This window comes from Streptomyces abyssomicinicus (genome assembly GCF_008974245.1).
GTDB lineage: Bacteria > Actinomycetota > Actinomycetes > Streptomycetales > Streptomycetaceae > Streptomyces > Streptomyces abyssomicinicus.
In genome coordinates this window covers 162,901-188,498 of sequence record NZ_BBZI01000011.1, presented here as the reverse complement: position 1 = coordinate 188,498, position 25,598 = coordinate 162,901, and the positions used below count along the sequence as shown (strand labels likewise).

Here is a 25,598-nt window from a genome sequence, read left to right as displayed (position 1 = left end):
GCCCGAGACCCTCGTCGCCGTCAGCGAAGACCAAGACCTCTGCCCGCCGGGCCGCACCTACGCGGGCCACCGAGCCACGGGTGCAGCGGGCCGTCAGTACACGGGGTCCACCGGCCTCCGCTCCCGCGCGGGCCCGGCCCCGAGCCGCCACCACTCCGGCATCCGGCCGGACGCCAGAGCCACCACCGCGCCCCCGAGCGGCAGAACCGGCTGCCCGAGACCCTCGCCGCCGACGGAGGCTGAGACCCCGGCTCCGACGCCGGGCCGGAGCGACGCGGGGCGACGCTCGGTGCCGGGCCGGGCAGCCTGGGCCGCGGCGCCAGCTGCCTGGGCCGGGCGTCCGGGTCGCACCGCTCCGGTGCCCGACGGGGCGTCACCGTCCGTACCCGACATGCCCCGTGGCGGGGCGCCGGGCCGCGGCGGGTCACGGCGTCAGGACGCCCTGGAGGAACCGGGTCAGCACCTCCTGCCAGGCCTCCGGCTGCTCGTGGTGGAGCAGGTGGCCGGCGTCGGGGATCTCCGCGTACTCGCCGCGCGGCAGCACCCTGACCATCTCGTGCGCCTCGGCCCGGCCCAGCAGGCCGTCCACCCCCCGCACCACCAGGGCGGGGCAGGGCACCTGCGCCAGCTCCTCCCAGTGGGCGTCGAAGGCCCAGCCGCGGCGGGCCAGCCGCATCTGCTCGGGATCGAAGACGGGGCGCCAGCCGTCCGGCGCGGGGCTCATCACCTCGGCGTAGTAGGCGCCACGGGCCTTGCTGGGCCGCTCCACCCACGGGTCGCGGGAGAACCACTCGCGGACCTCCTCCAGCGTGGCGAACGGCGCGGGCCAGGCGGCCAGCCAGTCCTCCCACTCCCGCTGCCAGGCCGCCCCCACGGCCGAGGCCCGCATCTCCGCCAGGACCAGCCCGCGCACCAGGTCGGGCCGCGCGGCGGCCAGACGCCACCCGATCAGCGCGCCCATGCCGTGCCCCACCACCACGGCGGGCCCGAGACCCAGCTGCTCCAGCGCGGCCTCGGCGTCGGCGAGGAACGCCTCCGGGGCCAGCCCGGCGGGCCCGGCGGGACGCTCGCTGAGGCCGTGCCCCCGCTGGTCGAGCGCCACGGCACGGCAGTCGCCGGACAGGCCGCGGGCGGTCTCCGCCCAGTGCGAGGCCCGGCCCAGCAGGCCGTGCAATAAGAGGATCCCCGGCCCCTGGGACGGCCCGTCCACGGGCCCGCCGGGTACCGGCACCTCGTCGGCGGACCCCTGCGGACCGGCCCGCCCGTCCGGCTTCGGGGGGTCGGCGAACTCCCAGGCGACCAGCCGCAGGCCGCCCGCTCCGGTCACGTCGATCCGCCGTGCCATCCGTGCCCCCTCAATGCGCGCCCTGACGCGCGCCCGTCCTTACGCCTGTCTGCCCGGTTGTGCGCTGCTTTGCGCCCCCACAACGCAGACTATCGAATCTCTATTCGAAAACACGGTTTCATGTCGCCGACACCCCTCGTTCGAGTGACCACGGCCGGGGATTGACCGTCGTCGTCGGGGGGAGATCTTGAGCGGGAGGCGGACCACTCGGGGACAGGGGTCCGCGGGGACTGCCGACCTCGGGAGCTCGGGGCTCCAGGTCGGCGCAGGGGAGGACGGGCCCCGGCACGGCTCTGGCCGCGCCGGGGCCCCGTTGCGTGGGTCGCCCCTCGGGGCGGGGTCCTCCGGTCATATGCCTCGCACACCAGCCTGCCGCACGGCGAGCCACCTTGAAAAGGCGGACGGCGCAAAGAGGGCGCACAACGGGCGGCGCGCCACCCCATAGGAGCGGGCCACCGCCCGGGGGAGCGCACTGCCGCCCGGCGGGAGCGTCACCGCCAGGCGCGGGCGCGGGGAACCGGCGCGGGGAACCGGCGCGGGGCCGACGCCCCGGCCCACGGAGAGCCGGCGCCCCGGCCGCCGGGAGGTCTCAGCGCTTGGCCACAAAAACGTGCGAGGCGACCTCGCTGTCGAGCTCCGCCGCCTCGCCGCCGCTGCCGACCAGGACACCGGTGGCGGACTCGGTCACGCTGACCACCGAACCGGGCTGCACCCCGGCCCGCCGCAGCGCGTACATCAACTGTGCGTCCGTCTGGATGGGCTCGCCGATCCGGCGCACGACCACCGTCTTGCCCTCGAATCCGGGCTCCAGGTCGGCCAGCGACACCATGCTGTCGTCGAGGAACGGGTCGGCGACGGCGTCCTGGCCGAGCTCGTCCAGGCCGGGGATCGGGTTGCCGTAGGGCGACTCCGTCGGGTGCCGGAGCAGTTCGAGGACGCGGCGCTCGACGGCCTCGCTCATCACGTGCTCCCAGCGGCAGGCCTCGGCGTGCACCTGCTCCCACTCCAGGCCGATGACGTCCACCAGCAGGCACTCGGCCAGCCGGTGCTTGCGCATCACCCGCGTCGCCAGCCGGCGGCCCTCGTCGGTCAGCTCCAGGTGACGGTCGCTGGCGACCGAGAGCAGGCCGTCCCGCTCCATGCGCGCCACCGTCTGGCTGACCGTCGGACCGCTCTGGTCCAGCCTCTCGGCGATACGGGCGCGCATGGGGACCACACCTTCCTCCTCCAGCTCGAGGATGGTGCGGAGATACATCTCCGTCGTGTCGATCAGTCCGGACATACGTGCCCCTCGCAATACATCTGCCGATAAGCCGCGCGCAGCCTCGACGGTCCGGCCTGCCCGGCTGCTCCGGGCGGCGCGCCGACTCCGCATCCAATTCTTACGCATGCGGCCGACAACCGTGCCCTGCCGGAGAAACCGTTCGAGGCCGGTTCGTCTCCCGTCTGCCCCTTGAGCAACGGGGGATGCCCCCGTTGCCCCCCGTTGACACCACTGTGGTCCAGACCTCACGGTGATCATCCACACACAGGAGGGAGCCGGAGCCGGTGAGCGGTCTCGGGGACGATCTGGTCGGCCGGTACTTCGACGCGGCGCAGGATCTGCTGCGGCGGGTGCGGGAGGAGGAGACGGCGGCGATCACCGCGGCCGGTGAACTGATCGCGGACACGGTGACCGGCGGCGGGCGGCTGTTCGCGTTCGGCGCGGGACACTCGTCGCTCGCCGCGCAGGACGTGGTCTACCGGGCGGGCGGCCTGGCGCTGATGAACCTGCTCTCGGTACCGGGGCTGACCGGGGTCGACGTGCGCCCCGCCACCCTCGGCTCCGCGCTGGAACGGGTCGAGGGGCTCGCCACCACGGTGCTCGACGTCTCCGCGCTGCGCGCCGGGGACCTGCTGGTGGTGATCTCCCTGTCGGGGCGCAACGCGCTGCCGGTGGAGATGGCGTCCGTGGCCCGCGGGCGGGGGGTGCGCGTGGTGGGGGTGACGTCGGTCGCCTACGCCCGGCAGACCTCGCCGGGCCACGCCTCGGGCACCTTCCTCAAGGACCACTGCGACGTCGTGATCGACTCCAAGATCGCCGTCGGGGACGCCGAGCTGACGCTGGACGGGGCCGGCGCGCCGTTCGCGTCCGCCTCCACGGTCGTCACGTCCGCGATCATGCAGGCCGTGATGGCGACGGCGGCCGGCGAGCTGACCGAGCGGGGCGTCGAGCCGCCGCTGCTGCGGTCCGGGAACGTGGACGGGGGCCGCGACTGGAACGACGCGGTGTTCGAGCGGTACCGGGAACGGATCTTCCACCAGCACTGAGGCGGGCGGCAGCCGGCGGGCGACGGGCACAGCAGGCAGTCGGCAGCCGACGGGCAGGGCGGCCGACGGGCGGCGGCCGGTTCCGCGGCAGGCCGGCGCGCGCGGCCCGTTGGTCGCGGGGTCACCCGCGCCAGGTGGTGCCGCGCCCGGCCCAGGCCGTACATGTCCCGCATGCGGGAGAACAGCGCCCGCGACCGGCGACGGCGGCCGGCGGGCAGGGCGGCCGGCGGGCGGGCGGCCGCTCAGCCCGTGTCGCCCGTCGCCGCCGCCAGGTCCAGGGCGGCGGCCACCCGGCCCGCGACCTCCTCGCCGTGCGCGACGTCGTGACGGCCGAACGGACCGCGGGCCGCGCCGCGCAGGAAGGTGACCACGCCCAGGGTGCGCCCACGGCTGCGCAGCGGGACGCACAGGGCGTGCGCGGCGCCCGGCGGCCACTGCTCGGCGTGTCCCGCGGCGGCGGAGACCCGCACCGTGCCCCCGCGCTGCGCGCACCGCACCGCGGGGTGCCCCGGCGGGTACGGCACCGGCAGGCCCGAGGGGTCCGAGCGCTCGCCGGAGCCGGGCGTGCCGTACGGCGTCGCCGTCGCGCGCACGAGCCGGACCGGGGCCTCCCCCTCGTCGTCCGGGGCCGTCCCGGTGGCCGACCGGTCCAGCAGGGCGTGGTCGGCGAAGCCCGCCAGGGCGAAGTCGAGGTGGACGGCGGCCGCCTCCGCCGGGTCCTCGCACTCGGCGGCCGCGCGGGACGCCCGGTGCAGCTGGGCGGCGCGGAAGCGGGTGACCGCGGCCTCCTGCTCGGTGGTGCGGGCCTCCGTGACGTCCTGGAACATCCAGCCCACGCCGAGCGGCACCGGTTCCTCGGTGAGGGGCGAGGCCAGCCGCAGGAAGCCGCTGCGCCAGCAGCGGCGGCGCTCCTCGGTGCCGGATCTCAGGGTGACCCACAGGTCGGCGGGGGCCGGGGGCGCGCCCTGGGCGAGGACGTGGGTGAGCGCGGCCTCCACCTCCCGCACGCCCTCGCTCAGCACCTCGCCCAGCGGACGCCCGAGCAGCGCGCCGCGGCCCTGTCCGAAGGCGCGGGCGGCGTGGGCGTTGACCACGGCGGGGCGAAGGTCCGCGTCGACCAGGACGACGCCCCAGGAGGCGTCGTTGAACAGCGCCTCGCTCAGCGCGAGGGAACGTTCGAGGTCGGTCTGCGCGTCGGCGGGACCGAAGGCGAGGTAGACGCCGGCCGGCTTGCCGTCCGGGCCGGGGACGGCGGCGGACTGGGTGCGCACCAGCACCCGGCCGCCGTCCTTGGTGAGCAGCGCGAAGTCGTGGACCCGGCGTCCGGGGGCGTGCATCGCGCCCAGCAGGCGGGACTCGGTCTCGGCGGCGTCGGCGGGGCGGACCGCCCACCCGGACAGGCCGCGGCGGCCGACCGCCTCGGCGGCGGTCCAGCCGAGGACGCGCTCCGCCTCGCGGTTCCAGTGGGTCACCACGCCGTCGGCGTCGAAGGCGCAGAGGGCGGCGTCCATGCCGTTCAGAAGTGCGGCGAGCAACCGGTCGCCGCACTGGTCCTCGCCGGTCGGAGCGGTCACGGTGCTACCCCCTGTACTGGGCCGTGGGGGTCCCATTCAACTCCACCGGCGTGCCTCCCCGACAGACCTTTCGGCAGAGACGGAACCACCCGCCCGCGGACCGCCGGGCAGGGTGGGGAAAAAAGGCGTTGTCCCGTGGACGGGGCCGGTCGTACGGTGGGGCTACACGGGAAAGGAGGTGATCGGGTACATGAGTGACACCCGGACGCGTGAGGTGGCTGCGGGCTGACGGCTCGTGACCACGCGCAGTACACCGGTCGCGGGCCGAGGCCCAGACCAAGCAGTCACCCGACCCGCGAGCTCGCCGGCACGTCCGGCCGGCCCCCTTCCGTGGGACCCGAGCTCGCGGGTCGTTCCGTGCCCCGGCGAGGGCGCCCGCGTCAGTCCCGCGCGATGTCCCCGTGGCCGTCGATGTCCTCGACCGGCCGCTCCCCCGGGCCGACGTACCGCGCGGAGGGCCGCACCAGCCGCCCCGTCCGCTTCTGCTCCAGGATGTGCGCCGACCACCCCGCCGTGCGGGCGCAGGTGAACATCGACGTGAACATGTGCGCCGGCACCTGCGCGAAGTCCAGGACGATCGCCGCCCAGAACTCCACGTTGGTGGCGAGCACCCGGTCCGGCCGCCGCGCGTGCAGCTCGGCCAGCGCGGCCTTCTCCAGCGCCTCGGCGACCTCGTAGCGCGGCGCGCCCAGCTCGCGGGCGGTGCGGCGCAGCACCCGGGCGCGCGGGTCCTCGGCACGGTAGACGCGGTGGCCGAAGCCCATCAGCCGCTCGCCGCGGTCCAGCGCGCCCCGCACGTAGGCCTCCGCGTCCCCCGTGCGCTCGATCTCCTCGATCATGCCCAGCACCCGCGAGGGCGCCCCGCCGTGCAGCGGCCCGGACATCGCGCCGACCGCGCCGGAGAGCGCCGCGGCCACGTCCGCGCCGGTGGAGGCGATGACGCGCGCGGTGAAGGTGGAGGCGTTCATGCCGTGCTCGGCGGCCGAGGTCCAGTAGGCGTCGACGGCCGCGACGTGCTTGGGGTCGGGCTCGCCGCGCCAGCGGATCATGAACCGTTCGGCGATGGAGTTCGCCTTGTCGATCTCCTTCTGCGGGACCATCGGCACGCCCTGGCCGCGCGCCGACTGGGCGACGTAGGAGAGCGCCATCACGGCGGCCCGGGCGAGGTCGTCACGGGCCTGTTCGACGGAGATGTCCAGCAGCGGCTTCAGCCCCCACACCGGGGCGAGCATCGCCAGCGCCGCCTGCACGTCGACGCGGACGTCGCCGGAGTGGACCGGGATGGGGAAGGGCTCGGCGGGCGGCAGGCCCGGGTTGAACGATCCGTCGACCAGCAGACCCCAGACGTGACCGTAGGTGACCTTGCCCACCAGGTCCTCGATGTCGACGCCCCGGTAGCGCAGGGCGCCGCCCTCCCTGTCCGGTTCGGCGATCTCCGTCTCGAACGCGACGACTCCTTCGAGCCCGGGAACGAAGTCGGACATGTGCGGCTCCTCGGCGGTTGACGGTCAGCCCCGTGCCCCGGATCGTATCCAGGAGTGCCACTTTTGGGGAGAGGCGCGGCACTGAGTGCCACCAACCGGCCTCGGGCGCGCTTCCGTGGACTTCTCCGTACCGTTCCCCCCGCTTCACCGGACCGCGACCGAACGCACCTGCGCATACGGCAAGATGATCGCGTGAACGACCGAGAAGCCGCCCTCGACAGGTCCGACGACACCGTTCTCGCCCCCGTGCCCGACCCGGCCGCGATGCGCAGGCAGTACCAGGCGGAAGGGCTGGTCCGGTCCCAGCTCGCCGGCACGCCCGTGGAGCAGTTCGGCCGCTGGTTCCGGGACGCGACGGAGAACCCCGCGGTGTTCGAGCCCAACGCGATGGTGGTCTCCACGGCCGACGCGGAGGGCCGCCCCAGCTCCCGCACCGTGCTGCTCAAGCACGTCGACGACCACGGGTTCGTCTTCTACACCAACTACGGCTCCCGCAAGGGCCGCGAGCTGACCGAGAACCCGCACGTCTCGCTGCTGTTCCCGTGGTACCCGCTGGCCCGGCAGGTGATCGTGACCGGCGTCGCCACCCGCACCGGGCGCGACGAGACGGCCGCCTACTTCCGCACCCGGCCGCACGGCTCCCAGCTGGGCGCCTGGGCCAGTGAGCAGTCCACGGTGATCGGCTCACGCGAGGAGCTGGACCAGGCCTTCGCCGACCTGGACGCCCGCTACCCGGCCGACGAGCAGGTGCCGGTGCCGCCGCACTGGGGCGGGTTCCGCGTCACGCCGCGGAGCGTGGAGTTCTGGCAGGGCCGCACCAACCGGCTGCACGACCGGCTGCGTTACGTCGCCCGCCCCGGCGGCGGCTGGCGGATCGAGCGCCTCAGCCCCTGACCCCGTCCGGCCCACGCCGCCCCGGGTCCCGCCCCGGGTCCCGGCCGAGGCCGGCCCCGGTCCCGCCTCAGGCCGCCTTCGGCGCCCCCAGCGCCTCGTCGAGCAGCGCCGCCCACTGGGCCACCACCCGCGCGCGGCGCGCGGTGTCGTCGCTGAGCAGGTTGGCCAGGCCCAGGCCGCGGGCCATGTCCAGCAGCCCCTGCACGGTCTCCCGCACGCCCGGCCGTGACTCGTCCACGCCCAGCAGCTCCACGGCCGTGCGGTGGGTCTCCCGGCCGACGCGGGCCTCCAGCTCGGTGACCCGGCCGCGCAGCTGCTCCTCGTTGGAGGCGGCCACCCACAGGGCGAGGGCGGCGCGGAAGACCGGCCCGGTGAAGAGGGCGACGATCTCCTCGACCACGGCCCGGCGGTCCCCCGCCGCGCCCCGCGGGAACAACTCCCGCAGGGCGGTGGAGCGTTCCTCGGCGACGTGCTCGACGGCCGCGGTGAACAGGTCCTCGCGGGTGGGGAAGTGGTGCTGGGCGGCGCCCCGGGAGACGCCGGCCCGTTCGGCGACGACGGCGACCGTGGAGCCCGCCCAGCCGTGTTCGGCGAGGCAGGCGACGGCGGCCTCCAGCAGCCGCTGCCGGGTGGCCCGGCTGCGGTCCTGCTTGGGGGCGCGCGCCGCCGCGGACGTCGCCTGGTTCACATCACCCACGCGGGATCCCGTCGCTCGAGGAAGGCGGTCATCCCCTCTCGCGCCTCGTCGGAGGAGAACAACCGGGCCGAGAGCGCGGACAGTTCTTCCGCGTCCCGGTCGAAGTTCTCCAGCACCTTAGCCGTGACCAGCGGTTTGGTCCGGGCGAGGGCCTGCGGGGAGGCGCGGCGCAGACCGTCCAGGACCGGCTCCAGCACCTGGTCGACGTCCTCGCCCGCCGCCGTCACCAGGCCGATCCGCGCGGCCTCGGCGGCGTCGAAGCGCTCACCGGTGAGGTAGTAGCGGGACAGGGCGCGGGGTTCGACGCGGGGCAGCAGGGTGAGCGAGACGACGGCCGGGGCCACCCCGATCCGCACCTCGGTCAGGGCGAAGGTCGACCGCGCCGAGGAGGCGGCGACGATGTCGCAGGCGCCGAGCAGCCCGAACCCGCCGGCCCGCACATGTCCGTCCACCCGTCCGACCACCGGCTTGGGCAGTTCCAGCATCCGCCGCAGCAGCCCGGTCAGCGCCTCGGGCGGCGGCGGGTCGCGCAGGTCGGCGCCGGCGCAGAAGGTGGTGCCGGTGTGGGTGAGCACCACCGCCCGCACGTCCTGGTCCTCGGCGCACGCTTCGAGCAGCCCGGCCAGCCGCCCGACCAGGGCGGCCGACAGGGCGTTGCGGTTGGCCGGCGAGTCCAGGACGAGCGTGGCGACGCCCCGCTCGTCCGACCGCCGCACCAGGTCCGCGGATGTGTCCGTCATGTGCCTTCCCTCATGCTCGTTCCCTCAGTTCGCGTCGCAGGATCTTGCCGCTGACCGCGCGCGGCACGGCGTCGACGAAGGTGACCCGCCGCACCCGCTTGTACGGGGCGACGCGTTCGGCGACATAGGCCGTCACGTCCGCCCCGGTCAGCTCCTCCGCCCCGGCCTGGCGGACCACGAAGGCGGCCGGGACCTCGTTGGAGTCGTCGTCGTAGACCCCGATGACCGCCGCGTCGGCGATGCCGGGGTGGGTGAGCAGCAGTGCCTCCAGCTCGGCGGGGGCGACCTGGTAGCCCTTGTACTTGATCAGTTCCTTGACCCGGTCCACCACGAAGAGCCAGCCGTCCTCGTCGACCCGGCCGACGTCGCCGGTGTGCAGCCAGCCGTCGGCGTCGACCATGGCGTCGGTGGCCTCGGGTCGGCCCAGGTAGCCCTTCATGACCTGCGGGCCGCGGATCAGGATCTCGCCGGTCGCGCCCGGGCCGAGGTCCTTCTCCGGGTCATCCAGCGAGACGATCCGCATCTCGGTGCCGGCGATCAGCTTGCCGACGGTGCCGGGCGGGGCGTCCTGCGCGGACGGCGGGACGACGTGGGTGCCGGGCGACAGCTCGGTCATGCCGTAGGCCTGGCCGACCGACGGCACCCCGAGCCGCGTCCGGCACGCCTGCGCCAGCTCGGCGTCCAGCGGTGCGGCGGCACTGATGACGTACCGCACCGAGGAGAGGTCGTAGCCGTCCACCGCGGGGTGCTTGGCGAGGGCCAGCACGATCGGCGGGGCGACGTAGAGGGCGGTGATCCGGTGCTTCTCGACGGCGGCGAGGAAGACGTCCAGCTCGAAGCGGGGCAGCACCACCACGGTGGCGCCCTGCCTGAGCGGGGCGTTCATCAGGGCGGTGAGCCCGTAGATGTGGAAGAAGGGCAGGACGGCGAGGATCCGCTCGCCCTCCCCGGTCGGCACCGCCGGCTCCAGCTGGGCGAGGTTGGTGGCGATCGACCGGTGGGTGAGCATCACGCCCTTGGGGGTGCCGGTGGTGCCCGAGGAGTACGGCAGGGCCGCGACGTCCTCGGCCGGATCGACCGGGACCTGCGGCTCGGGGGCGGTGGAGCCCAGGAAGTCCATCAGCGACCGGTGTCCGGGGGCGCTGTCGCAGACGTAGATCTCCTGGACGCCGCCCGCGAGCTCCGCCGCCGCCTTCGCGGTCTCCAGCAGCGGCGAGACGGTGACGATCCAGCGCGCCGAGGAGTCGGTGAGCTGCTTGGCGAACTCCTCGGCGGTGGCCAGCGGGTGGACGGTGGTGACGGCCGCGCCCGCCCGAGTCGCCGCGTAGAAGGCGATCGGGAAGGCGACCGTGTTGGGGCTGTGCAGGGCGAGCACGTCCCCCTTGACCAGTCCGGCCTCCGCCAGGCCGGCCGCCACCCTGCGGTGGAAGGCGTCGACCTGGGCGTAGGTCAGGGTCATGCCGTTCGTGCCGTCGATCAGTGCGGGGGTGTCGCCGCGTTCGGCGGCCCGGCCGAGCACCGCGTCGTGGATGGGCTCCTCGACGGCGGGGACATCTGCGTACTCGCTGCGGAACATGAAGGCTCCTTGTCGCACGACGCTGTGCCGATGTGCGCCCCTGCTGGGGCGTGGCCGCCAAATATGGCGATATCAGTAGGACTTGGGAAGACCCAGCGTCTGATGCGAGACGAAGTTCAGGATCATTTCCCGGCTGACCGGGGCGATCCGGGCCACCCGCGCCGCGTTGACCAGCGAGGCGAGGCCGAACTCCTTGGTGAGGCCGTTGCCGCCCAGGGTGTGCACGGCGGTGTCCACCGCCTTCACGCAGGCCTCGCCCGCCGCGTACTTCGCCATGTTGGCGGCCTCGCCCGCGGCCAGGTCGTCGCCGGCGTCACAGAGGTGGGCGGCCTTCTGCATCATCAGCTTGGCGGTCTCCACCTCGATGTGCGCGACCGCCAGCGGGTGCTGGATGGCCTGGTGGGCGCCGATGGGGGCCTTCCAGACCTGCCGCTCCTTGGCGTACTCGACGGCCCTGGCGAGCGCGTACCGGGCCATGCCCACGGCGAAGGCGGCGGTCATCACCCGTTCCGGGTTGAGCCCGGCGAAGAGCTGGAGGAGCCCCGCGTCCTCGTCGCCGACCAGCGCGTCGGCGGGCAGCCGCACGTCGTCGAGGACCAGCTCGAACTGCTTCTCGGCGGCGGCCAGTTCCATGTCGAGCACGGTGCGGTGGAAGCCCGGCGTGTCGCGCGGGACGATGAACAGGGCGGGCTTGAGCTTGCCGGTGCGGGCGTCCTCGGTGCGGCCCACGATCAGGGTGGCGTCGGAGATGTCCACGCCGGAGATGAAGACCTTCCGGCCGTTGAGCACCCACTGGTCGCCGTCGCGCCGCGCGGTCGTGGTGATGCGGTGGCTGTTGGACCCGGCGTCCGGCTCGGTGATGCCGAACGACATGATCCTGCTGCCGTCGGCCAGGCCCGGCAGCCACTCCCGCTTCTGCTCCTCGGTGCCGTAGCGGGCGATGATCGTGCCGCAGATGGCCGGGGAGACCACCAGCAGGAGCAGCGGGCAGCCCGCCGCGCCGAGCTCCTCCAGCACCAGGGACAGCTCCTGGATGCCGCCGCCCCCGCCGCCGTACTCCTCGGGCAGGCTCACCCCGAGGTAGCCCAGCTTGCCCGCCTCGCTCCACAGCTCCTCGGGGCCCTTGCCCTCCTCCATCGCCCGGGTGACGTACGCCCGCCCGTAGCGGCGGCCCAGCGCGGCGACGGCCTCCCGCAGCGCCTTGTGCTCCTCGGTCTCGATGACGACGCTCACTGGCTCTCCTCGTGGTCGGCGGAACGGTCCGCTTCCTTCGGCGGTGCCTGGACGACGGCGAGCAGCGCGCCGACCTCGACCTGGCGGCCGGGTTCGGCGTGCAGTGCCGTCAGGGTGCCGGAGACCGGGGCGGTGACGCGGTGCTCCATCTTCATCGCCTCCAGCCACAGCAGTGGTCGGCCCTCGGTGACCTCGGAGCCGACGGCCAGGCCCTCGGCGACCCGGACGACGGTGCCGGGCATCGGCGCGAGCAGTGAACCGGGCTCCCGGCGGGTCTCCGGCTCGGGGAACCGGGGCAGCTCGGTGAGCGCGGCACCGTTCACGAAGACCTGCCCGCCGTCGTACCGGGCCACCTCGTACCGGCGCCGCACGCCCCCGGTCTCCAGGACGACCAGTGCGGGGCCGGCCTGCACCACGTCCGCCGCGTCGGCCGCGAGTCCCTGCCGGGTCCAGCGGTAGGAGACCTCGTGCTCCGTCTCCCCCGCCCGGTACCGGCGGGTCTGCGGCTGCGAGGGAACGTTGCGCCAGCCGCCGCCGAACCGGCCGCGGCCCGTCGCCGCGGCGGCCAGCGCGGCGGCCAGCGGGGCGAGCGGATCGGCGGCGGTCGCGGTCAGCTCGGCGAGGTGCCGGTCGTAGAAGCCGGTGTCCATCCGTCCGGTGACGAACTCCTCGTGCCGCAGCGAGTTCACCAGCAGGTCCCGGTTGGTGACCGGCCCGTGCACGGCCGCCCGCTCCAGCGCCCCGGCCAGCTTGCGGACCGCCTCGGCCCGGGTCGGGGCGTGCGCGACGACCTTGGCGAGCATCGGGTCGTAGTGGACGCCGATCGGGTCGCCGTCGGCGAAGCCGGTGTCGACCCGGACGCCCGCCGCCCCGGGGAAGGCGATCCGGTGCAGGAGTCCGGTCTGCGGGGCCCAGCCGCGCGCCGGGTCCTCGGCGTACAGGCGGGCCTCCACCGCGTGGCCGCGCGGTGCGGGCGGCTCAGGATCCAGCGCGCCGCCCTCGGCGATCCGCAGCTGGAGGGCGACCAGGTCGATCCCGAACACCGCCTCCGTGACGGGGTGTTCGACCTGGAGCCGGGTGTTCATCTCCAGGAAGTGGGCCCGGCCGTCGGCGACCAGGAACTCGACCGTGCCCGCGCCGACGTACTTCACGGACCGCACCGCCCGCACGGCCAGCGCGTGGAGCTCCGCCGGCAGGCCGGGCGCGAGACCGGGCGCCGGGGCCTCCTCGACGACCTTCTGGTGGCGGCGCTGCAGCGAACAGTCGCGGGTGCCCAGCGCCCACACCGTGCCGTGGGTGTCGGCCAGCACCTGCACCTCGACGTGGCGTCCGCCCTCCACGTAGGGCTCGACGAACACCTCGCCGTCGCCGAAGGCGCTCAGCGCCTCGGCCCGCGCGGCCGTCAGCCCGGCCTCCAGGTCCTCCAGCCGGCGCACCACGCGCATGCCGCGCCCGCCGCCGCCCGCCGCCGCCTTCACCAGCACCGGCAGGTCCGCCGCGGTGACCTCGCGCAGGGGCTCCAGCCCCATCAGCTCCTTGGCGCGGGTCTTGGAGGCCATCGCCTCGATCGCCTCCGGGGGTGGGCCGATCCACACCAGCCCGGCGTCCCGCACCTGGCGGGCGAAGTCCGGGTTCTCGGAGAGGAAGCCGTACCCCGGGTGCACCGCGTCCGCGCCGGCCGCCAGGGCGGCCTTCACGACCAGGTCGCCCCGCAGATAGGTGTCGGCGGGCGCCGACCCGGGCAGCCGGACCGCCTCGTCGGCGGTGCGGGTGTGCAGGGCCCGGGCGTCCGCGTCCGAGTGCACGGCGACGGTGCGCACGCCCAGCTCCGCACAGGTGCGGAAGACCCGGCAGGCGATCTCACCCCGGTTGGCGACAAGTACCTTGGAGATCACAGGAGTTCCCTCACATCCGGAAGACGCCGAAGCCGCCGCGCACGCCCTCGAAGGGGGCCGTGTGGATCGCGGACAGGCAGATGCCCAGTACGGTCCGGGTGTCGCGCGGGTCGATCACCCCGTCGTCGTAGAGCCGCCCGGACAGGAACATCGGCAGCGACTCGGCCTCGATCTGCTGCTCCACCATGGCGCGCAGCGCCTTGTCGCCCTCCTCGTCGTAGGGCTGCCCCTTCGACGCCGCGGACTGTCGCATCACGATGGAGAGCACGCCGGCGAGCTGCTGCGGGCCCATCACGGCGGACTTCGCGCTCGGCCAGGCGAACAGGAAGCGGGGGTCGTAGGCCCTCCCGCACATGCCGTAGTGGCCGGCCCCGTAGGAGGCGCCCATCAGGACCGACAGGTGCGGCACCTTCGAGTTCGACACCGCGTTGATCATCATCGCGCCGTGTTTGATGATGCCGCCCTGCTCGTACTCCTTGCCGACCATGTAGCCGGTGGTGTTGTGCAGGAACAGCAGCGGGATGTCGCGCTGGTCGGCGAGCTGGATGAACTGGGCGGCCTTCTGCGACTCGGCGCTGAACAGCACGCCCTGCGCGTTGGCCAGGATGCCGACCGGGTAGCCGTGCAGGGTGGCCCAGCCGGTGGTCAGGCTGGTGCCGTAGCGCGGCTTGAACTCGTCGAAGTCCGAGCCGTCGACGATCCGGGCGATCACCTCGCGCGGGTCGAACGGCGTGCGCAGGTCCTCGGGGACGATGCCGAGCAGTTCCTCGGGGTCGTACTTCGGCGGCTCGACGAACGCCGGGTCGGGGTCCGGGTGCGCCTTGCGGTGGTTGAGGCGGGCCACCACCCGGCGGGCCTGCCGGATCGCGTCCAGCTCGTCCACGGCGAAGTAGTCGGCGAGCCCGGAGACCCTCGCGTGCATCTCCGCGCCGCCCAGCGACTCGTCGTCGCTCTCCTCGCCGGTGGCCATCTTCACCAGCGGCGGACCGCCGAGGAAGACCTTCGACCGCTCCCTCACCATGATCACGTGGTCGGACATCCCGGGGATGTACGCGCCGCCCGCGGTCGAGTTGCCGAGCACCACGGCGACGGTCGGGATGCCGGCCGCCGAGAGCCGGGTCAGGTCGCGGAAGACCTGGCCGCCGGGGATGAAGATCTCCTTCTGCGAGGGCAGGTCGGCCCCGCCGGACTCGACCATGGTCACCACGGGCAGCCGGTTGGCCAGGGCGATGTCGTTGGCCCGCAGTGCCTTCCTCAGCCCCCACGGGTTGGTCGCGCCTCCGCGGACGGTGGGGTCGTTGGCGGTGATCAGGCACTCGACGCCCTCGACCACGCCGATGCCGGTGACCATCGACGCGCCCACCGGGTACTCGCTGCCCCAGGCGGCCAGCGGCGACAGCTCGAGGAACGGGGTGTCGGGGTCGACGAGCAGCTCGATCCGCTCCCGGGCGAGCAGCTTCCCACGCCCCCGGTGCCGGGCGACGTACTTCTCGCCGCCGCCCGCGAGGGCCTTGGCGTGTTCGGCGTCCAGCGCCTCCAGCTTCTCCAGCAGCGCGGCGCGGTGGGCCGCGTACTCGGGGCTGTCGGTGTCCAGGGCCGTGGGCAGCACGGTCACAGCAGGGCCTCCGGTATGTCCAGGCGGCGGGCGCGCAGCCATTCGCCGAGCGCCTTGGCCTGCGGGTCGAAACGGTGCTGCGCGGCCACGCCCTCGCCGAGGATCCCCTCGACCACGAAGTTGAGCGCGCGCAGGTCGGGCAGCGGATGACGGGTGACGGTCAGCCCCTCGGTCTCGGGCAGGAGCTCCTTGAACCGCTCGACGGTGAGGGTGTGGGCGAGCCACCGCCACGCCTCGTCGCTCCGGGCCCACACGCCGACGTTGGCGTCGCCGCCCTTGTCGCCGCTGCGGGCTCCGGCGACCAGGCCCAGCGGGGCGCGGCGCACCGGGCCGGGGGCGGGCGGCGGTGGCAGCGGCGGCTCGGCGACGCCGGCGAGTTCCCGTGTCACGGGCGCCGGCGGCACCGCCTCGCGGGTTCCGTCCGGCAGCACGGCGATGTGCTCGACGTCGCCCTGCGGCACGTACGCGGCGTGGAAGGTGCCGTAGGGCGCGCCCTTGCCGGGCGGCGCGGTGACATGGAAGCCCGGGTAGCTGGCCAGGGCCAGTTCGATGCCCGCGCTGCTGAGGGTCCGGCCGACGGCCCGCTGGTCGGGGTCGCGGACCACCAGCCGCAGGACCGCGCTGGCGGTCTCCTCGGTGGCGGCGTCGGGCCGGTCGGTGCGGACCAGTTCCCAGTCGACCTGCCGGGGGCGCGCCTCGGCCCGGCCCAGCGCGTCCTCCATCTGCTCCCGCACCAGGGCGGCCTTGCGTTCCACGTCGAGGCCGGTGAGCACGAACTCCACCTGGTTGCGGAATCCGCCGAACCGGTTGATCCCCACCTTGAGCGTGGGCGGCGGCGCCTCGCCCCGCACTCCGCCGATCCGGACCCGGTCGGGGCCCTCCTGGGCGAGGGTGACGGTGTCCAGCCGGGCGGTGACGTCCGGCCCGGCGTAGCGGGCTCCGCCGGTCTCGTAGAGGAGCTGAGCGGTGACCGTGCCCACGTCGACGACTCCGCCGGTGCCGGGGTGCTTGGTGATCACGGCGGTGCCGTCGGCGTGGATCTCCGCCAGCGGGAAGCCGGGGCGGACCAGGCGGCGCGGCTCGAAGTCGCCGAAGAAGGCGTAGTTGCCGCCGGTGGCCTGGGTGCCGCACTCCAGCACGTGCCCGGCGACGACGGCGCCGGCCAGGGCGTCGTGGTCGGCGGGGGTCCAGCCGAAGTGGGCGGCGGCCGGGCCGGTGACCAGGGCGGCGTCGGTGACCCGGCCGGTGACCACGACGTCGGCGCCGGCCCGCAGGCAGGCGGCGATGCCGAAGCCGCCGAGGTAGGCGTGGGCGGCGAGCGCACCGGGGTGCCCGGCGGTGCGGTCGTCGCCCTCGACGTGGGCGACCCGCACCGGCAGTCCGAGCCGCTCCGCCAGCTCACGGATCCGGGCGGCCAGCCCGGCGGGGTTGAGCCCGCCGGCGTTGGCGACGATCCGCACGCCCCGTTCGCGGGCCAGGCCCAGGCACTCCTCCAGCTGGCGCAGGAAGGTGCGGGCGTAACCGGCCTCGGGGTCCTTGAGCCGGTCGCGGCCGAGGATCAGCATGGTCAGTTCGGCGAGGTAGTCGCCGGTCAGCACGTCGAGTCCGCCGCCGGTGAGCATCTCGCGCATCGCGTCGAAACGGTCGCCGTAGAAACCGGAGGCGTTGCCGATCCGCAGGGGGCGGGCCGTCACGCGCGCTCCCCGGGGGCGCGTCCGGCGCCGGGAGGCCCGGCGAAGCACTGCGCGATGTCCAGCCACCGGTCGGCGTCCGGGCCCTCGGCGCGCAGGTCCAGGTCGGCGCGGTGGGCCCGCTGGGTCACCAGCAGGCAGAAGTCCGGCCCCGACCCGGTGACCCGCTGCGGCGCGTCCTGCGGCCCGAGCGTCCACAACCCGGCGTCCGGGAAGGCGAGTTCCAGGTGGAACTCCTCCTTCGGGGCCTCCAGCCCGTTCACCAGGAACGCGAAGTCGCGGGTGCGCGCGCCCAGCCGGGCGATGTGCCGCAGCCGGCCGGTGGGACGGCGTTCGGCGCCCAGGGCGTCGGCGACGTCCTGGCCGTGCGCCCAGGTCTCCATCAGCCGTGCGGTGGCCATCGACGCCGCGGACATCGGCGGCCCGAACCAGGGGATGCGCGTCCCTCGCGGCACCCGGTGCAGGGCCTCCGCCAGCTCGGCACGGCCCTCCCGCCAGGTGGCCAGGAGCTCCGCGGGCGGCTTGCGGGCGCCCAGCGCCGCCTGCGCGTCCATGTACCCGCCGGGGTCCGCGAGCGCCTGCCGTACCTCGGCGTCGAACGCCTCCCGGTCACCGATCGCGGCCAGCGCGGCCCGGTCGGTCCACGCCAGGTGGGCGATCTGGTGGGCGACGCCCCAGCCCGGCGCGGGCGTGGGTGCCGCCCACCGTTCGTCGTCCAACTCGGCTACCAAGGCGTCGAGTTCGTCGGACTCTGCACGCATGTCGTCGATCACCGACGAGGTCGGATCGTCCATCTCGGCGTACTGCTCCCTCCGGGCACGGCGATGTGCGGGGTGGTGCGCTTGGGAGCATGGCAGCGGGACGGAAATCAATCAAGCGTGCTTGCTTGATTTTCTGGACGGCGAACGACGACCGGTGAGCCGCGGACGGCGGACGGCGAGTGACGCGCGGCGGGGGCGGACTGCGGGCGGCGGGCGGCGGGCCCGTTCACAGCCGGTGGCGCACCCACACGTTGGGTTCCACGTACACGGCCTGGTCGTGGGCGAGGCTGCACAGGACGGGCGTGAGGGCGTCGGGGACCAGTACCGGGCCGTCGGCGTCGAAGGGGAGCCCGGTCCACTTCCGCCACTGCTCGAGCGAGCCGCTGACCGTCATGCTGGCCGGGGCGACCTTCTCGATCACTCCGCCCGCCCGCACGTGCACCCGCAGCCAGGGGTCGCGCGGCAGTCCGTCCTCGTCCCGGGTCAGCCGGACGTACTCGGCCATGGGGGTGTCCGGCTCCAGGTGCTTGGCGTTCGGCCGCACCGGCGCGAGCAGCGCGTCGTGCCCCCGCGCGGCGACCGCGCCGCGCATCGCGGCCAGCATCCGGTAGGACAGGCCCCTGCCGAGGTGGCCGGTGCCGACGGTGATCTCCAGCGCGCTCGCCGCGGTGACGTCCAGGCCCAGCGCGCGGTCGCGGAACGCCCAGGCGATCACCCGGTCCCAGCCCTGGTCGGGGGTCTCCTCCCGGCCCTCCAGCACGGAGTTGAACGGCACGCTCATCGCCCGGGCCACCACCTGGTCGCCCTCGGTGGCGACCACGCAGTACTCGGGGAACTCCCGGATCACCCGGCTGTGCAGGGACGCGGACAGCAGGTCGTGCTGGACGAACTCCGGCCAGGTGTCGTGGAGGTCGTACATCCGCGGTATCAGCTCGGGGCGCTCGGCGAAGGTCGTGATCAGGATGTCGTCGTCAGTGGTCATGCACGCAGGCTGGCAGACGGCCCGCGGTGATCCAACTCGTTTTGGACGCCCGTCTCGTTCCGGGCGCCCGCGTCCCCCGCGCCGCCCAGTTCCAGCACCCCGACGGTCTGCCCGCCACTGACCTCGCCCGTCTTCCGGAACCCGAGCCCCAGGTAGAACCCCTCCGGCCCGTCCTCGCCCGGCTCCCAGGTCACGTGGAGCAGCGACCCGCCACGGCGCCGGATCTCCTCCGCCACCGCACGCACCGCGAACCTCCCGTAGCCGCGCCGCTGTTCGGCCTCGGCGATGTTCAGCCGCCACAGGCCGGACCGGACGTCGCGCCGGGTGCCGTCGCCGGCCCAGTCGATGTCCAGGAAGGCCATCAGGAAGCCCACCGGCCGGTCCCCGTCGAGGATCAGCCGGGGCCACGCGTGCTCCGGATGCAGGTACGCCTCCGCCAGGGACTTCACCACCGGTGCGACCAGCCGCCGCTGCGCGGGGGCAACCTCGATGCCGATCGCCGTGTCGAAGTTGTCCGGCGTGACCGGCTCCAGCCTCAGTCCCTCAGTCATGCGGGCACCCTAGGCGGCGCTCCTCCCCGGGTCCTAGGCCTTTTCTCCCATGTGCCGGGGCCCCACCGCTCCCTACGCTCGTCACCATGTCCACCACCCCCTCCGCGCGCCCCCGCCCTCCCGGTTCCGCCGCCGGACTCCCGGCCCCGGCCCCGGCCGAGCAGGTGGGGCTCCCGTCCATGGAGGCGGCCCACATCCGTACGGCCCGCCCCTCCCGCGACCTCGACGCCGCGGCCCGCTTCTGGATCGACGGCCTCGGCCTGTCGCAGCTCTGGCGCACGACGGGGGACGGCTCCCCCGGCGGCAACAGTCTGCTGATGGTCGGCCGGCCCGGCGCCTCCTGGCACCTGGAACTCGCCCACAACGCCCTCGCCCCGGTGGAACCCCGCCCCACCCCGGAGGACCTGCTGGTGATCTACTGCGCCGGCCCCGTCCCCGAGGCCCTGGTCGCCCGCCTGGAGGCCCACGGCGGCCGCCGCGTCACCTCCCACAACCCGTACTGGGACCGCTGGGGCGTCACCGTCGAGGACCCCGACGGCTACCGGCTGGTGCTGTCCACACGGGACTGGTCCAACACGCTCTCCTGAGGCGTCCCGTCGAACGGCCCACTCAGTCGAGTACGGGTTCCTTGGTCGCGCGGAGGGCGCCGACCTGGGTACGGACCGCGCCCATGCTCGCCGCGACGACCAGGCCGATGGCGGCCGCCTGGGCGGCACCCAGCGTCTGGTGGAGGATCAGGAAGCCGGCGAGGGCGGCGACCGCGGGTTCCAGGCTCATCAGGATGGAGAAGGCGGAGGCCGGAAGGGTGCGGAGGGCGATCAGCTCGAGGGTGTAGGGCAGCACGGACGACAGCACCGCGACGCCCGCGCCGAGGCCCACCGTCACCGGGTCGAGGAGTTCACGGCCCGCCGAGCCGATGCCCAGCGGAAGGATGAACAGGGCGGCCAGGGCCATCGCGATGGCCAGCCCGTCGGCCTGCGGGAAGCGGCGGCCGGTGCGGGCGCTGAAGACGATGTACCCCGCCCACATGGCGCCCGCGCCCAGCGCGTACGCCGCGCCCACCGGGTCCAGGCCGGAGAAGTCGCCGCCACCGAGCAGGAAGACACCGGCCAGGGCCAGCCCCGCCCACAGGACGCTCACCAGCCGGCGGGAGCTGAACACCGACAGCGCCAGCGGCCCCAGCACCTCCAGGGTCACCGCCGGACCCAGCGGCATCCGGTCGGCGGCCTGGTAGAAGAGGCCGTTCATGCCCGCCAGCGTCGCCGCGAAGGCGATCACCGTGCCCCAGTCGGCACGCGAGTGGCCGCGCAGCCGCGGGCGGCAGACCACCAGCAGCAGAGCGGCGGCGACCACCAGGCGGATGGCGACCACGCCCAGCGCGCTGGTGCGCTCCATCAGGTTCACGGCGAGCGCGCTGCCGAACTGCACGGAGACGACCCCGCCCATCACCAGGCCGACCGGCCCGAACGCGGACCGGGCCCCGGCGGCGGGCGCCGGTCCCGCTCCGGTCGCCGTGGCTCCCGCGAGGGGCTGGTCGGTGCGGGATGCGTTCACGGTGCCGTCCTGGTGTGCGCGGTGGTGCGGAAGGGTCGTCCGTACGAGGTTAAGCGCGGCGTGTCATTCCCGTAAAACGCTTTCAGTCCTTACCGCCGTCCGGCGCCTCGGCCGACACCTCGTCCAGCGCCTCGTCCAGCGCCTCGGCCAGCACCTCCGCCAGGTGCCGGCCGCGTTTCCCGGCCAGTTGGTCGAGCTGGGTACGGCAGGAGTAGCCGTCGGCGAGCAGCACCGCGTCCTCCCCGGCCGCCCGGACGGCGGGCAGCAGCTGTTCCTCGGCGCAGGCGACGGAGACCTCGTGGTGGCCGGGCTGGAAGCCGAAGTCGCCGGCCAGGCCGCAGCAGCCGCCGGAGAGGTCTCCGGTGAGGCCGGCCGCCTCGCGCAGCCGGCGCTCGGCGGCGTCGCCGAGGACGGCGTGCTGGTGGCAGTGGGTCTGTCCGGCGACCGGGCGGTCCAGCCGGGGCGGGGTCCAGCCGGGCGCGTACCGCTCCAGCGCCTGGGCGAAGGTGACCACGGCGGCGGACAGCCGTGCGGCCCGCGGATCGTCGGACAGCAGCTCGGGCAGGTCGCTCCTGAGCGCCGCCCCGCAGCTCGGCTCCAGGACCACCACCGGGAGGCCCGCGTCGAGGACCGGTTCCATCAGGTCGAGGGTCCGGCGCAGCACCGCCCGGGCCCGGTCGAGCTGGCCGGTGGAGATGTAGGTGAGGCCGCAGCAGACCCGGTCGCGGCGGCGGCCGGCCGCCAGGACGGCGAGGGCGCCGCCGAGGCCGGCCGTCCGGCCGTCGGCGATCCGCGGGCCTCCCGGCCGGAGCACCGGTGGCAGCGTCACCGTCAGCCCGGCCGCCTCCAGCACCCGTACGGCCGACAGGCCGACGGACGGTGAGAGGTACTCCGTGAAGGTGTCCGGCCAGAGCACCACCGTGCGCCCCCCTTCCGGGTGACCTGCCTCGTCCGGGTGATCTGCCTCTTCCGGGTGAAGGACGCGCGGCGGACGCCGTTCCCACGTGCGGGTGAACGTCCGCGGCGCGAGGCGCGGGATCCCCCGTTCCGGTGCCACCCCCGCGAGCCGCTTGCCCAGCGCGGCCGGCGGCCCTACCGCGGCCAGCGCGTTCACCACCCGGGCCAGCCGGGTCCGGGCCACCACCCGCAGCCACACCGGCAGCCACCCCATCGTGTAGTGCGCGGCCGGCCGCCGCCGCCCCGCGTAGTGGTGGTGCAGGAACTCCGCCTTGTAGGTGGCCATGTCGACGCCGACCGGGCAGTCCGTGCGGCAGCCCTTGCAGGACAGACAGAGGTCGAGCGCGTCCCGGACCTCCACCGAACGCCACCCGTCGGTGATCACCTCTCCGGCCAGCATCTCGTGCAGCAGCCGCGCCCGGCCGCGGGTGGAGTGCGCCTCCTCCCCGGTCGCCCGGAACGAGGGGCACATCACCTCGCTGCCGGCCGCCGTGGTGGTGCGGCACTTGGCGACGCCCACGCAGCGGCGGACCGCCGCCCGGAAGTCGCCGTTGTCGGCGGGGTAGCCGAACTCCACGTCGACGGGTTCGCGGGGCAGCGGCGCGAACCGCAGGTTGGCGTCGAGCGGCTCCGGGCGGACCAGGACGCCCGGGTTGAGCAGCCCGTCCGGGTCCCAGACCTCCTTGACCCGCTCGAACAGCCGCACCGCCTCGGCGCCGTACATCCGCTCCAGCAGCTCGGCCCGCGCCATACCGTCGCCGTGCTCCCCGGAGAGCGAGCCCCCGTACGAGGTCACCAGGGCGGCCAGCTCCTCCGAGAACCGCCGGTACCGCGCGATCCCGGGCTCCGTCAGCAGGTCGAAGTCGACGCGCACGTGGACGCAGCCGTCCCCGAAGTGCCCGTACGGCGCCCCCCGGAGTCCGTGCGCCGCGAGCAGCCGCCGGAAGTCCCGCAGGTACGCGCCCAGCCGGGCGGGCGGCACCGCGCAGTCCTCCCAGCCGGGCCACGCCTCGGTGCCGTCCGGCATCCGGGTGGCGGTGCCGGCGGCGTCCTCCCGGATCCGCCAGAGGGCACGCTGGGCGGCGGGGTCGGTGACCACGAGCGCGTCCAGCGCGTCGGCCGCCCGCACGATCCGCCCGGCGCGGGCCCGCGCCTCGGTCCCGTTGGCCCCGCCGGTCTCCACGAAGAGCCAGGCCCCGCCGCGCGGCAGCCCTTCGGCGGACGGCACCAGGTCGGTCGCCATGCCCTCAACGGTCAGCGGACGGTGGGTCAGCAGTCCCGGCGCGGCCTGCGCGGCCGCCGACTCGTCGGGGTACCCCAGCACCGCCAGGGCGCGTGCTCCCGGCGGCTCCACCAGCCGCACCGTGGCCTCGGTGAGCACCCCGAGGGTGCCCTCCGAGCCGCAGAACGACCGCGCCACGTCCACCCCGCGCTCCGGCAGCAGCGCGTCCAGCGCGTAGCCGGAGATCCGGCGCGGCAGGTCCGTCGCGAAACCGGTCCGCAGCAGCCGCAGCTCGGAGTCGACCAGCTCCCGCAGGCCGTCCGGCGCGCCCTGCCCGCCCCGCCCGAGGCGGAGGAGGGCGCCGCGCGCGGTGAGCACCTCCAGCGACACCACGTTGTCCGCCGTCGTCCCCCAGGCCACCGAGTGGGAGCCGCACGAGTTGTTGCCGACCATCCCGCCCAGGGTGCACCGGCCGTGGGTCGACGGGTCGGGCCCGAACCGCAGCCCGTGCGGCGCCGCCGCCTCCTGGAGCCGGTCCAGCACCAGACCCGGCTGCACGACGGCGGTGCGGGCCGCCGCGTCCAGCGACACCAGCCGGTTCATGTGCCGGGTGAGGTCCAGGACCACGCCGGTCCCGGTGGCCTGCCCCGCGATCGAGGTCCCGCCGCCGCGCGGCACCACCGGGACGCCGTGCTCCCGGCAGACCCCCAGCACCGCCGCCACGTCCTCCGCGTCGCGTGGGGCCACCACGCCCAGCGGGACCCGGCGGTAGTTGGAGGCGTCCATGGTGGTCAGCGCCCGGGCGGCCGCGTCGAACGCCACCTCTCCCCGGACCGCCGCGCGCAGTGCCGCCTCCAGCGGCGCTGCCTCCGGTGGCGCAGCCCGGCGTGGTGACGCCTCGAGCGGTGCGGATTCCCGTGGTGCCGATTCCCGATCGCGCATCCCCCCAGCATGCCCGCAGCGGCCGTCGCCGAGGCGGGCGGCGCAGGGCGGACACGTCGTCTCAGCCGCCGGACCACGTTTCGTCCGGGTTTCACGAACGGCTACGCTCGCGCTCGTGGCTGAGATCCAGATTCCCGCTGACATCAAGCCCGCCGACGGACGTTTCGGCGCTGGCCCCTCCAAGGTGCGGACGAAGGCGCTGAACGCTCTCGCCGCGACCGGCACCTCTCTGCTCGGCACGTCCCACCGCCAGGCCCCGGTCAAGAACCTGGTCGGCAAGGTGCGGGAAGGCATCCGCGAGCTGTTCTCCCTGCCCGAGGGTTACGAGGTGGTCCTCGGCAACGGCGGCTCCACCGCGTTCTGGGACGTGGCGACGCACGGCCTGATCGAGAACCGGTCGCAGCACCTCACCTTCGGCGAGTTCTCCTCGAAGTTCGCCAAGGCCGCCAAGCTCGCCCCCTGGCTCGGCGACCCCACGCTGGTCTCCGCGGACCCGGGCGACCACCCTGAGGCCAAGGCCGAGGCGGGTGTCGACGTCTACGCCCTCACCCACAACGAGACCTCCACCGGTGTCGCCATGCCGGTCCGCCGCGTGGACGGCGCGGACGACGGCGCGCTGGTGCTGGTCGACGCGACCAGCGGCGCGGGCGGCCTGCCGGTCGACATCACCGAGACGGACGTCTACTACTTCGCCCCGCAGAAGTCCTTCGCCGCGGACGGCGGTCTGTGGATCGGCGTGTTCTCCCCGGCCGCGGTCGAGCGCGCCGAGCGGATCCACGCCTCCGGCCGTCACATCCCGGAGTTCTTCTCGCTGCCGACGGCGATCGACAACTCCCGCAAGAACCAGACCTACAACACGCCGGCGCTGTCCACGCTCTTCCTGCTGAACGAGCAGCTGGAGTGGATCAACGGCCAGGGCGGCCTGGACTGGGCGGTCTCCCGCACGGCCGAGTCCTCGCGGACGCTGTACGGCTGGGCGGAGGCCTCCACCTACGCGACGCCGTTCGTCACGGACGCGGCGAAGCGGTCGCAGGTCATCGGCACGATCGACTTCGCCGAGGAGATCGACGCGGCCGCCGTCGCCAAGGCGCTGCGGGCGAACGGGATCGTCGACACGGAGCCGTACCGGAAGCTGGGGCGCAACCAGCTGCGGGTCGCCATGTTCCCCGCGGTCGACCCCGCGGACGTGGCCGCCCTGACGGCCAGCGTCGACTACGTCATCGAGCGCCTCTGACCGCGCTCCCCGCCTCCTGACGACGCCGCGTTCCCCGGAACGCGGCGTCGTCCTTTTCCCGTGCGGGTTTCCCGTGGGGGCGAACCACGCGCTCGCCCCTGCCCGGTGAGCGCGACGCGGACCCGGACGGAGCGGCCGACACGGCAAGCCCCGGCGGGGGCGGGCCGAGCGGTGGCGGGGCGGCGCAGCGCCCCTGCCGAAGCAGCCCACGAGCGTGCCGCCTGCCCGCGGCGCGGAAGCGGTGGCGGCGCGGGGCGCGGACGGAGTGTGCCTGCGCCGCAGGGGCCTGGCGGGACCCACCGGGCAGGGAAGGCCGCCAGACAGGGAGGGCCGCCGGGCAC

General features: G+C 74.6%; 20 protein-coding genes. 4 read left to right on the top strand and 16 right to left on the bottom strand.

Features of this window, described 5'->3' with window-relative positions:
- Positions 1 to 424: 424 nt before the first annotated feature.
- Together GBN72_RS26160 and GBN72_RS26155 are read right to left on the bottom strand one after the other, a co-directional pair.
- Positions 425 to 1,345, bottom strand: coding sequence for an alpha/beta fold hydrolase (locus tag GBN72_RS26160; RefSeq protein WP_151774372.1), 921 nt, complete (start codon positions 1,343 to 1,345; stop codon positions 425 to 427).
- Positions 1,346 to 1,934: 589 nt separating this feature from the next.
- The gene (locus GBN72_RS26155) at positions 1,935 to 2,627 is read right to left on the bottom strand and encodes an iron-dependent transcriptional repressor DtxR (RefSeq protein WP_151774371.1); all 693 of its coding nucleotides are present in this window, start codon (positions 2,625 to 2,627) and stop codon (positions 1,935 to 1,937) included.
- A 287-nt stretch (positions 2,628 to 2,914) separates the two neighbouring features.
- Between GBN72_RS26155 and GBN72_RS26150 the strand changes: the two genes are divergently transcribed.
- A complete protein-coding gene (locus GBN72_RS26150; RefSeq protein WP_151774581.1) occupies positions 2,915 to 3,655 on the top strand; it encodes an SIS domain-containing protein in 741 nt (246 codons plus the stop codon).
- 242 nt (positions 3,656 to 3,897) lie between these two features.
- Here GBN72_RS26150 and GBN72_RS26145 read toward each other — a convergent pair whose 3' ends face one another.
- Both GBN72_RS26145 and GBN72_RS26140 read right to left on the bottom strand, forming a co-directional pair.
- On the bottom strand, positions 3,898 to 5,265 hold the full coding sequence (locus GBN72_RS26145; RefSeq protein WP_151774370.1) for a PAS domain-containing protein: 1,368 nt from the start codon (positions 5,263 to 5,265) through the stop codon (positions 3,898 to 3,900).
- A gap of 344 nt (positions 5,266 to 5,609) precedes the next feature.
- On the bottom strand, positions 5,610 to 6,713 hold the full coding sequence (locus tag GBN72_RS26140; protein ID WP_151774369.1) for a citrate synthase 2: 1,104 nt from the start codon (positions 6,711 to 6,713) through the stop codon (positions 5,610 to 5,612).
- A 174-nt stretch (positions 6,714 to 6,887) separates the two neighbouring features.
- Between GBN72_RS26140 and pdxH the strand changes: the two genes are divergently transcribed.
- The gene (pdxH, locus tag GBN72_RS26135) at positions 6,888 to 7,607 is read left to right on the top strand and encodes a pyridoxamine 5'-phosphate oxidase (protein ID WP_439959821.1); all 720 of its coding nucleotides are present in this window, start codon (positions 6,888 to 6,890) and stop codon (positions 7,605 to 7,607) included.
- Positions 7,608 to 7,674: 67 nt separating this feature from the next.
- On the opposite strand, the gene GBN72_RS26130 is transcribed toward pdxH, so the two are convergent.
- The 10 genes from GBN72_RS26130 to GBN72_RS26085 all read right to left on the bottom strand — a co-directional run bounded on the left by GBN72_RS26130 (position 7,675) and on the right by GBN72_RS26085 (position 19,348).
- Positions 7,675 to 8,304, bottom strand: a complete 630-nt coding sequence (locus GBN72_RS26130) for a TetR/AcrR family transcriptional regulator (protein ID WP_174887204.1) — start codon at positions 8,302 to 8,304, stop codon at positions 7,675 to 7,677.
- Positions 8,292 to 9,044 carry an enoyl-CoA hydratase family protein gene (locus GBN72_RS26125; RefSeq protein ID WP_151774368.1) on the bottom strand — a complete coding sequence of 251 codons (753 nt, stop codon included), beginning with the start codon at positions 9,042 to 9,044 and terminating at the stop codon, positions 8,292 to 8,294. Before GBN72_RS26125 ends, GBN72_RS26130 begins: the two co-directional genes overlap by 13 nt.
- A 10-nt stretch (positions 9,045 to 9,054) precedes the next feature.
- Positions 9,055 to 10,620: a 4-coumarate--CoA ligase family protein gene (locus GBN72_RS26120; RefSeq protein ID WP_151774367.1), complete on the bottom strand. Its 1,566-nt coding sequence runs from the start codon at positions 10,618 to 10,620 to the stop codon at positions 9,055 to 9,057.
- A 72-nt stretch (positions 10,621 to 10,692) separates the two neighbouring features.
- Positions 10,693 to 11,853 carry an acyl-CoA dehydrogenase family protein gene (locus GBN72_RS26115; protein ID WP_151774366.1) on the bottom strand — a complete coding sequence of 387 codons (1,161 nt, stop codon included), beginning with the start codon at positions 11,851 to 11,853 and terminating at the stop codon, positions 10,693 to 10,695.
- Positions 11,850 to 13,748 carry an acetyl/propionyl/methylcrotonyl-CoA carboxylase subunit alpha gene (locus GBN72_RS26110; RefSeq protein WP_151774365.1) on the bottom strand — a complete coding sequence of 633 codons (1,899 nt, stop codon included), beginning with the start codon at positions 13,746 to 13,748 and terminating at the stop codon, positions 11,850 to 11,852. The genes GBN72_RS26115 and GBN72_RS26110 overlap by 4 nt, the downstream gene beginning before the upstream one ends.
- Before the next feature lie 10 nt (positions 13,749 to 13,758).
- Positions 13,759 to 15,363, bottom strand: a complete 1,605-nt coding sequence (locus GBN72_RS26105; RefSeq protein ID WP_151774364.1) for an acyl-CoA carboxylase subunit beta — start codon at positions 15,361 to 15,363, stop codon at positions 13,759 to 13,761.
- A complete protein-coding gene (locus GBN72_RS26100; RefSeq protein ID WP_218042092.1) occupies positions 15,360 to 16,994 on the bottom strand; it encodes an acyclic terpene utilization AtuA family protein in 1,635 nt (544 codons plus the stop codon). Before GBN72_RS26100 ends, GBN72_RS26105 begins: the two co-directional genes overlap by 4 nt.
- Positions 16,995 to 17,053: 59 nt before the next feature.
- Positions 17,054 to 17,848, bottom strand: coding sequence for a TIGR03084 family metal-binding protein (locus GBN72_RS26095; protein ID WP_151774362.1), 795 nt, complete (start codon positions 17,846 to 17,848; stop codon positions 17,054 to 17,056).
- A gap of 193 nt (positions 17,849 to 18,041) precedes the next feature.
- The gene (locus GBN72_RS26090) at positions 18,042 to 18,797 is read right to left on the bottom strand and encodes an N-acetyltransferase (protein ID WP_151774361.1); all 756 of its coding nucleotides are present in this window, start codon (positions 18,795 to 18,797) and stop codon (positions 18,042 to 18,044) included.
- Positions 18,794 to 19,348 (bottom strand): GNAT family N-acetyltransferase, encoded by a 555-nt coding sequence (locus GBN72_RS26085; RefSeq protein WP_151774360.1) that lies wholly within the window; start codon positions 19,346 to 19,348, stop codon positions 18,794 to 18,796. Before GBN72_RS26085 ends, GBN72_RS26090 begins: the two co-directional genes overlap by 4 nt.
- 179 nt (positions 19,349 to 19,527) lie before the next feature.
- Between GBN72_RS26085 and GBN72_RS26080 the strand changes: the two genes are divergently transcribed.
- Positions 19,528 to 19,935, top strand: a complete 408-nt coding sequence (locus tag GBN72_RS26080) for a VOC family protein (RefSeq protein ID WP_151774578.1) — start codon at positions 19,528 to 19,530, stop codon at positions 19,933 to 19,935.
- 22 nt (positions 19,936 to 19,957) lie between these two features.
- Here GBN72_RS26080 and GBN72_RS26075 read toward each other — a convergent pair whose 3' ends face one another.
- The gene (locus tag GBN72_RS26075) at positions 19,958 to 20,794 is read right to left on the bottom strand and encodes an EamA family transporter (protein WP_151774577.1); all 837 of its coding nucleotides are present in this window, start codon (positions 20,792 to 20,794) and stop codon (positions 19,958 to 19,960) included.
- 190 nt (positions 20,795 to 20,984) lie between these two features.
- Positions 20,985 to 24,023 (bottom strand): FAD-binding and (Fe-S)-binding domain-containing protein, encoded by a 3,039-nt coding sequence (locus GBN72_RS26070; protein WP_151774359.1) that lies wholly within the window; start codon positions 24,021 to 24,023, stop codon positions 20,985 to 20,987.
- A gap of 115 nt (positions 24,024 to 24,138) precedes the next feature.
- Between GBN72_RS26070 and serC the strand changes: the two genes are divergently transcribed.
- Entirely contained in the window at positions 24,139 to 25,257 is a 1,119-nt protein-coding gene (gene serC / locus GBN72_RS26065) for a phosphoserine transaminase (RefSeq protein WP_151774358.1), read from the top strand.
- The last annotated feature ends 341 nt before the right edge of the window (positions 25,258 to 25,598 follow it).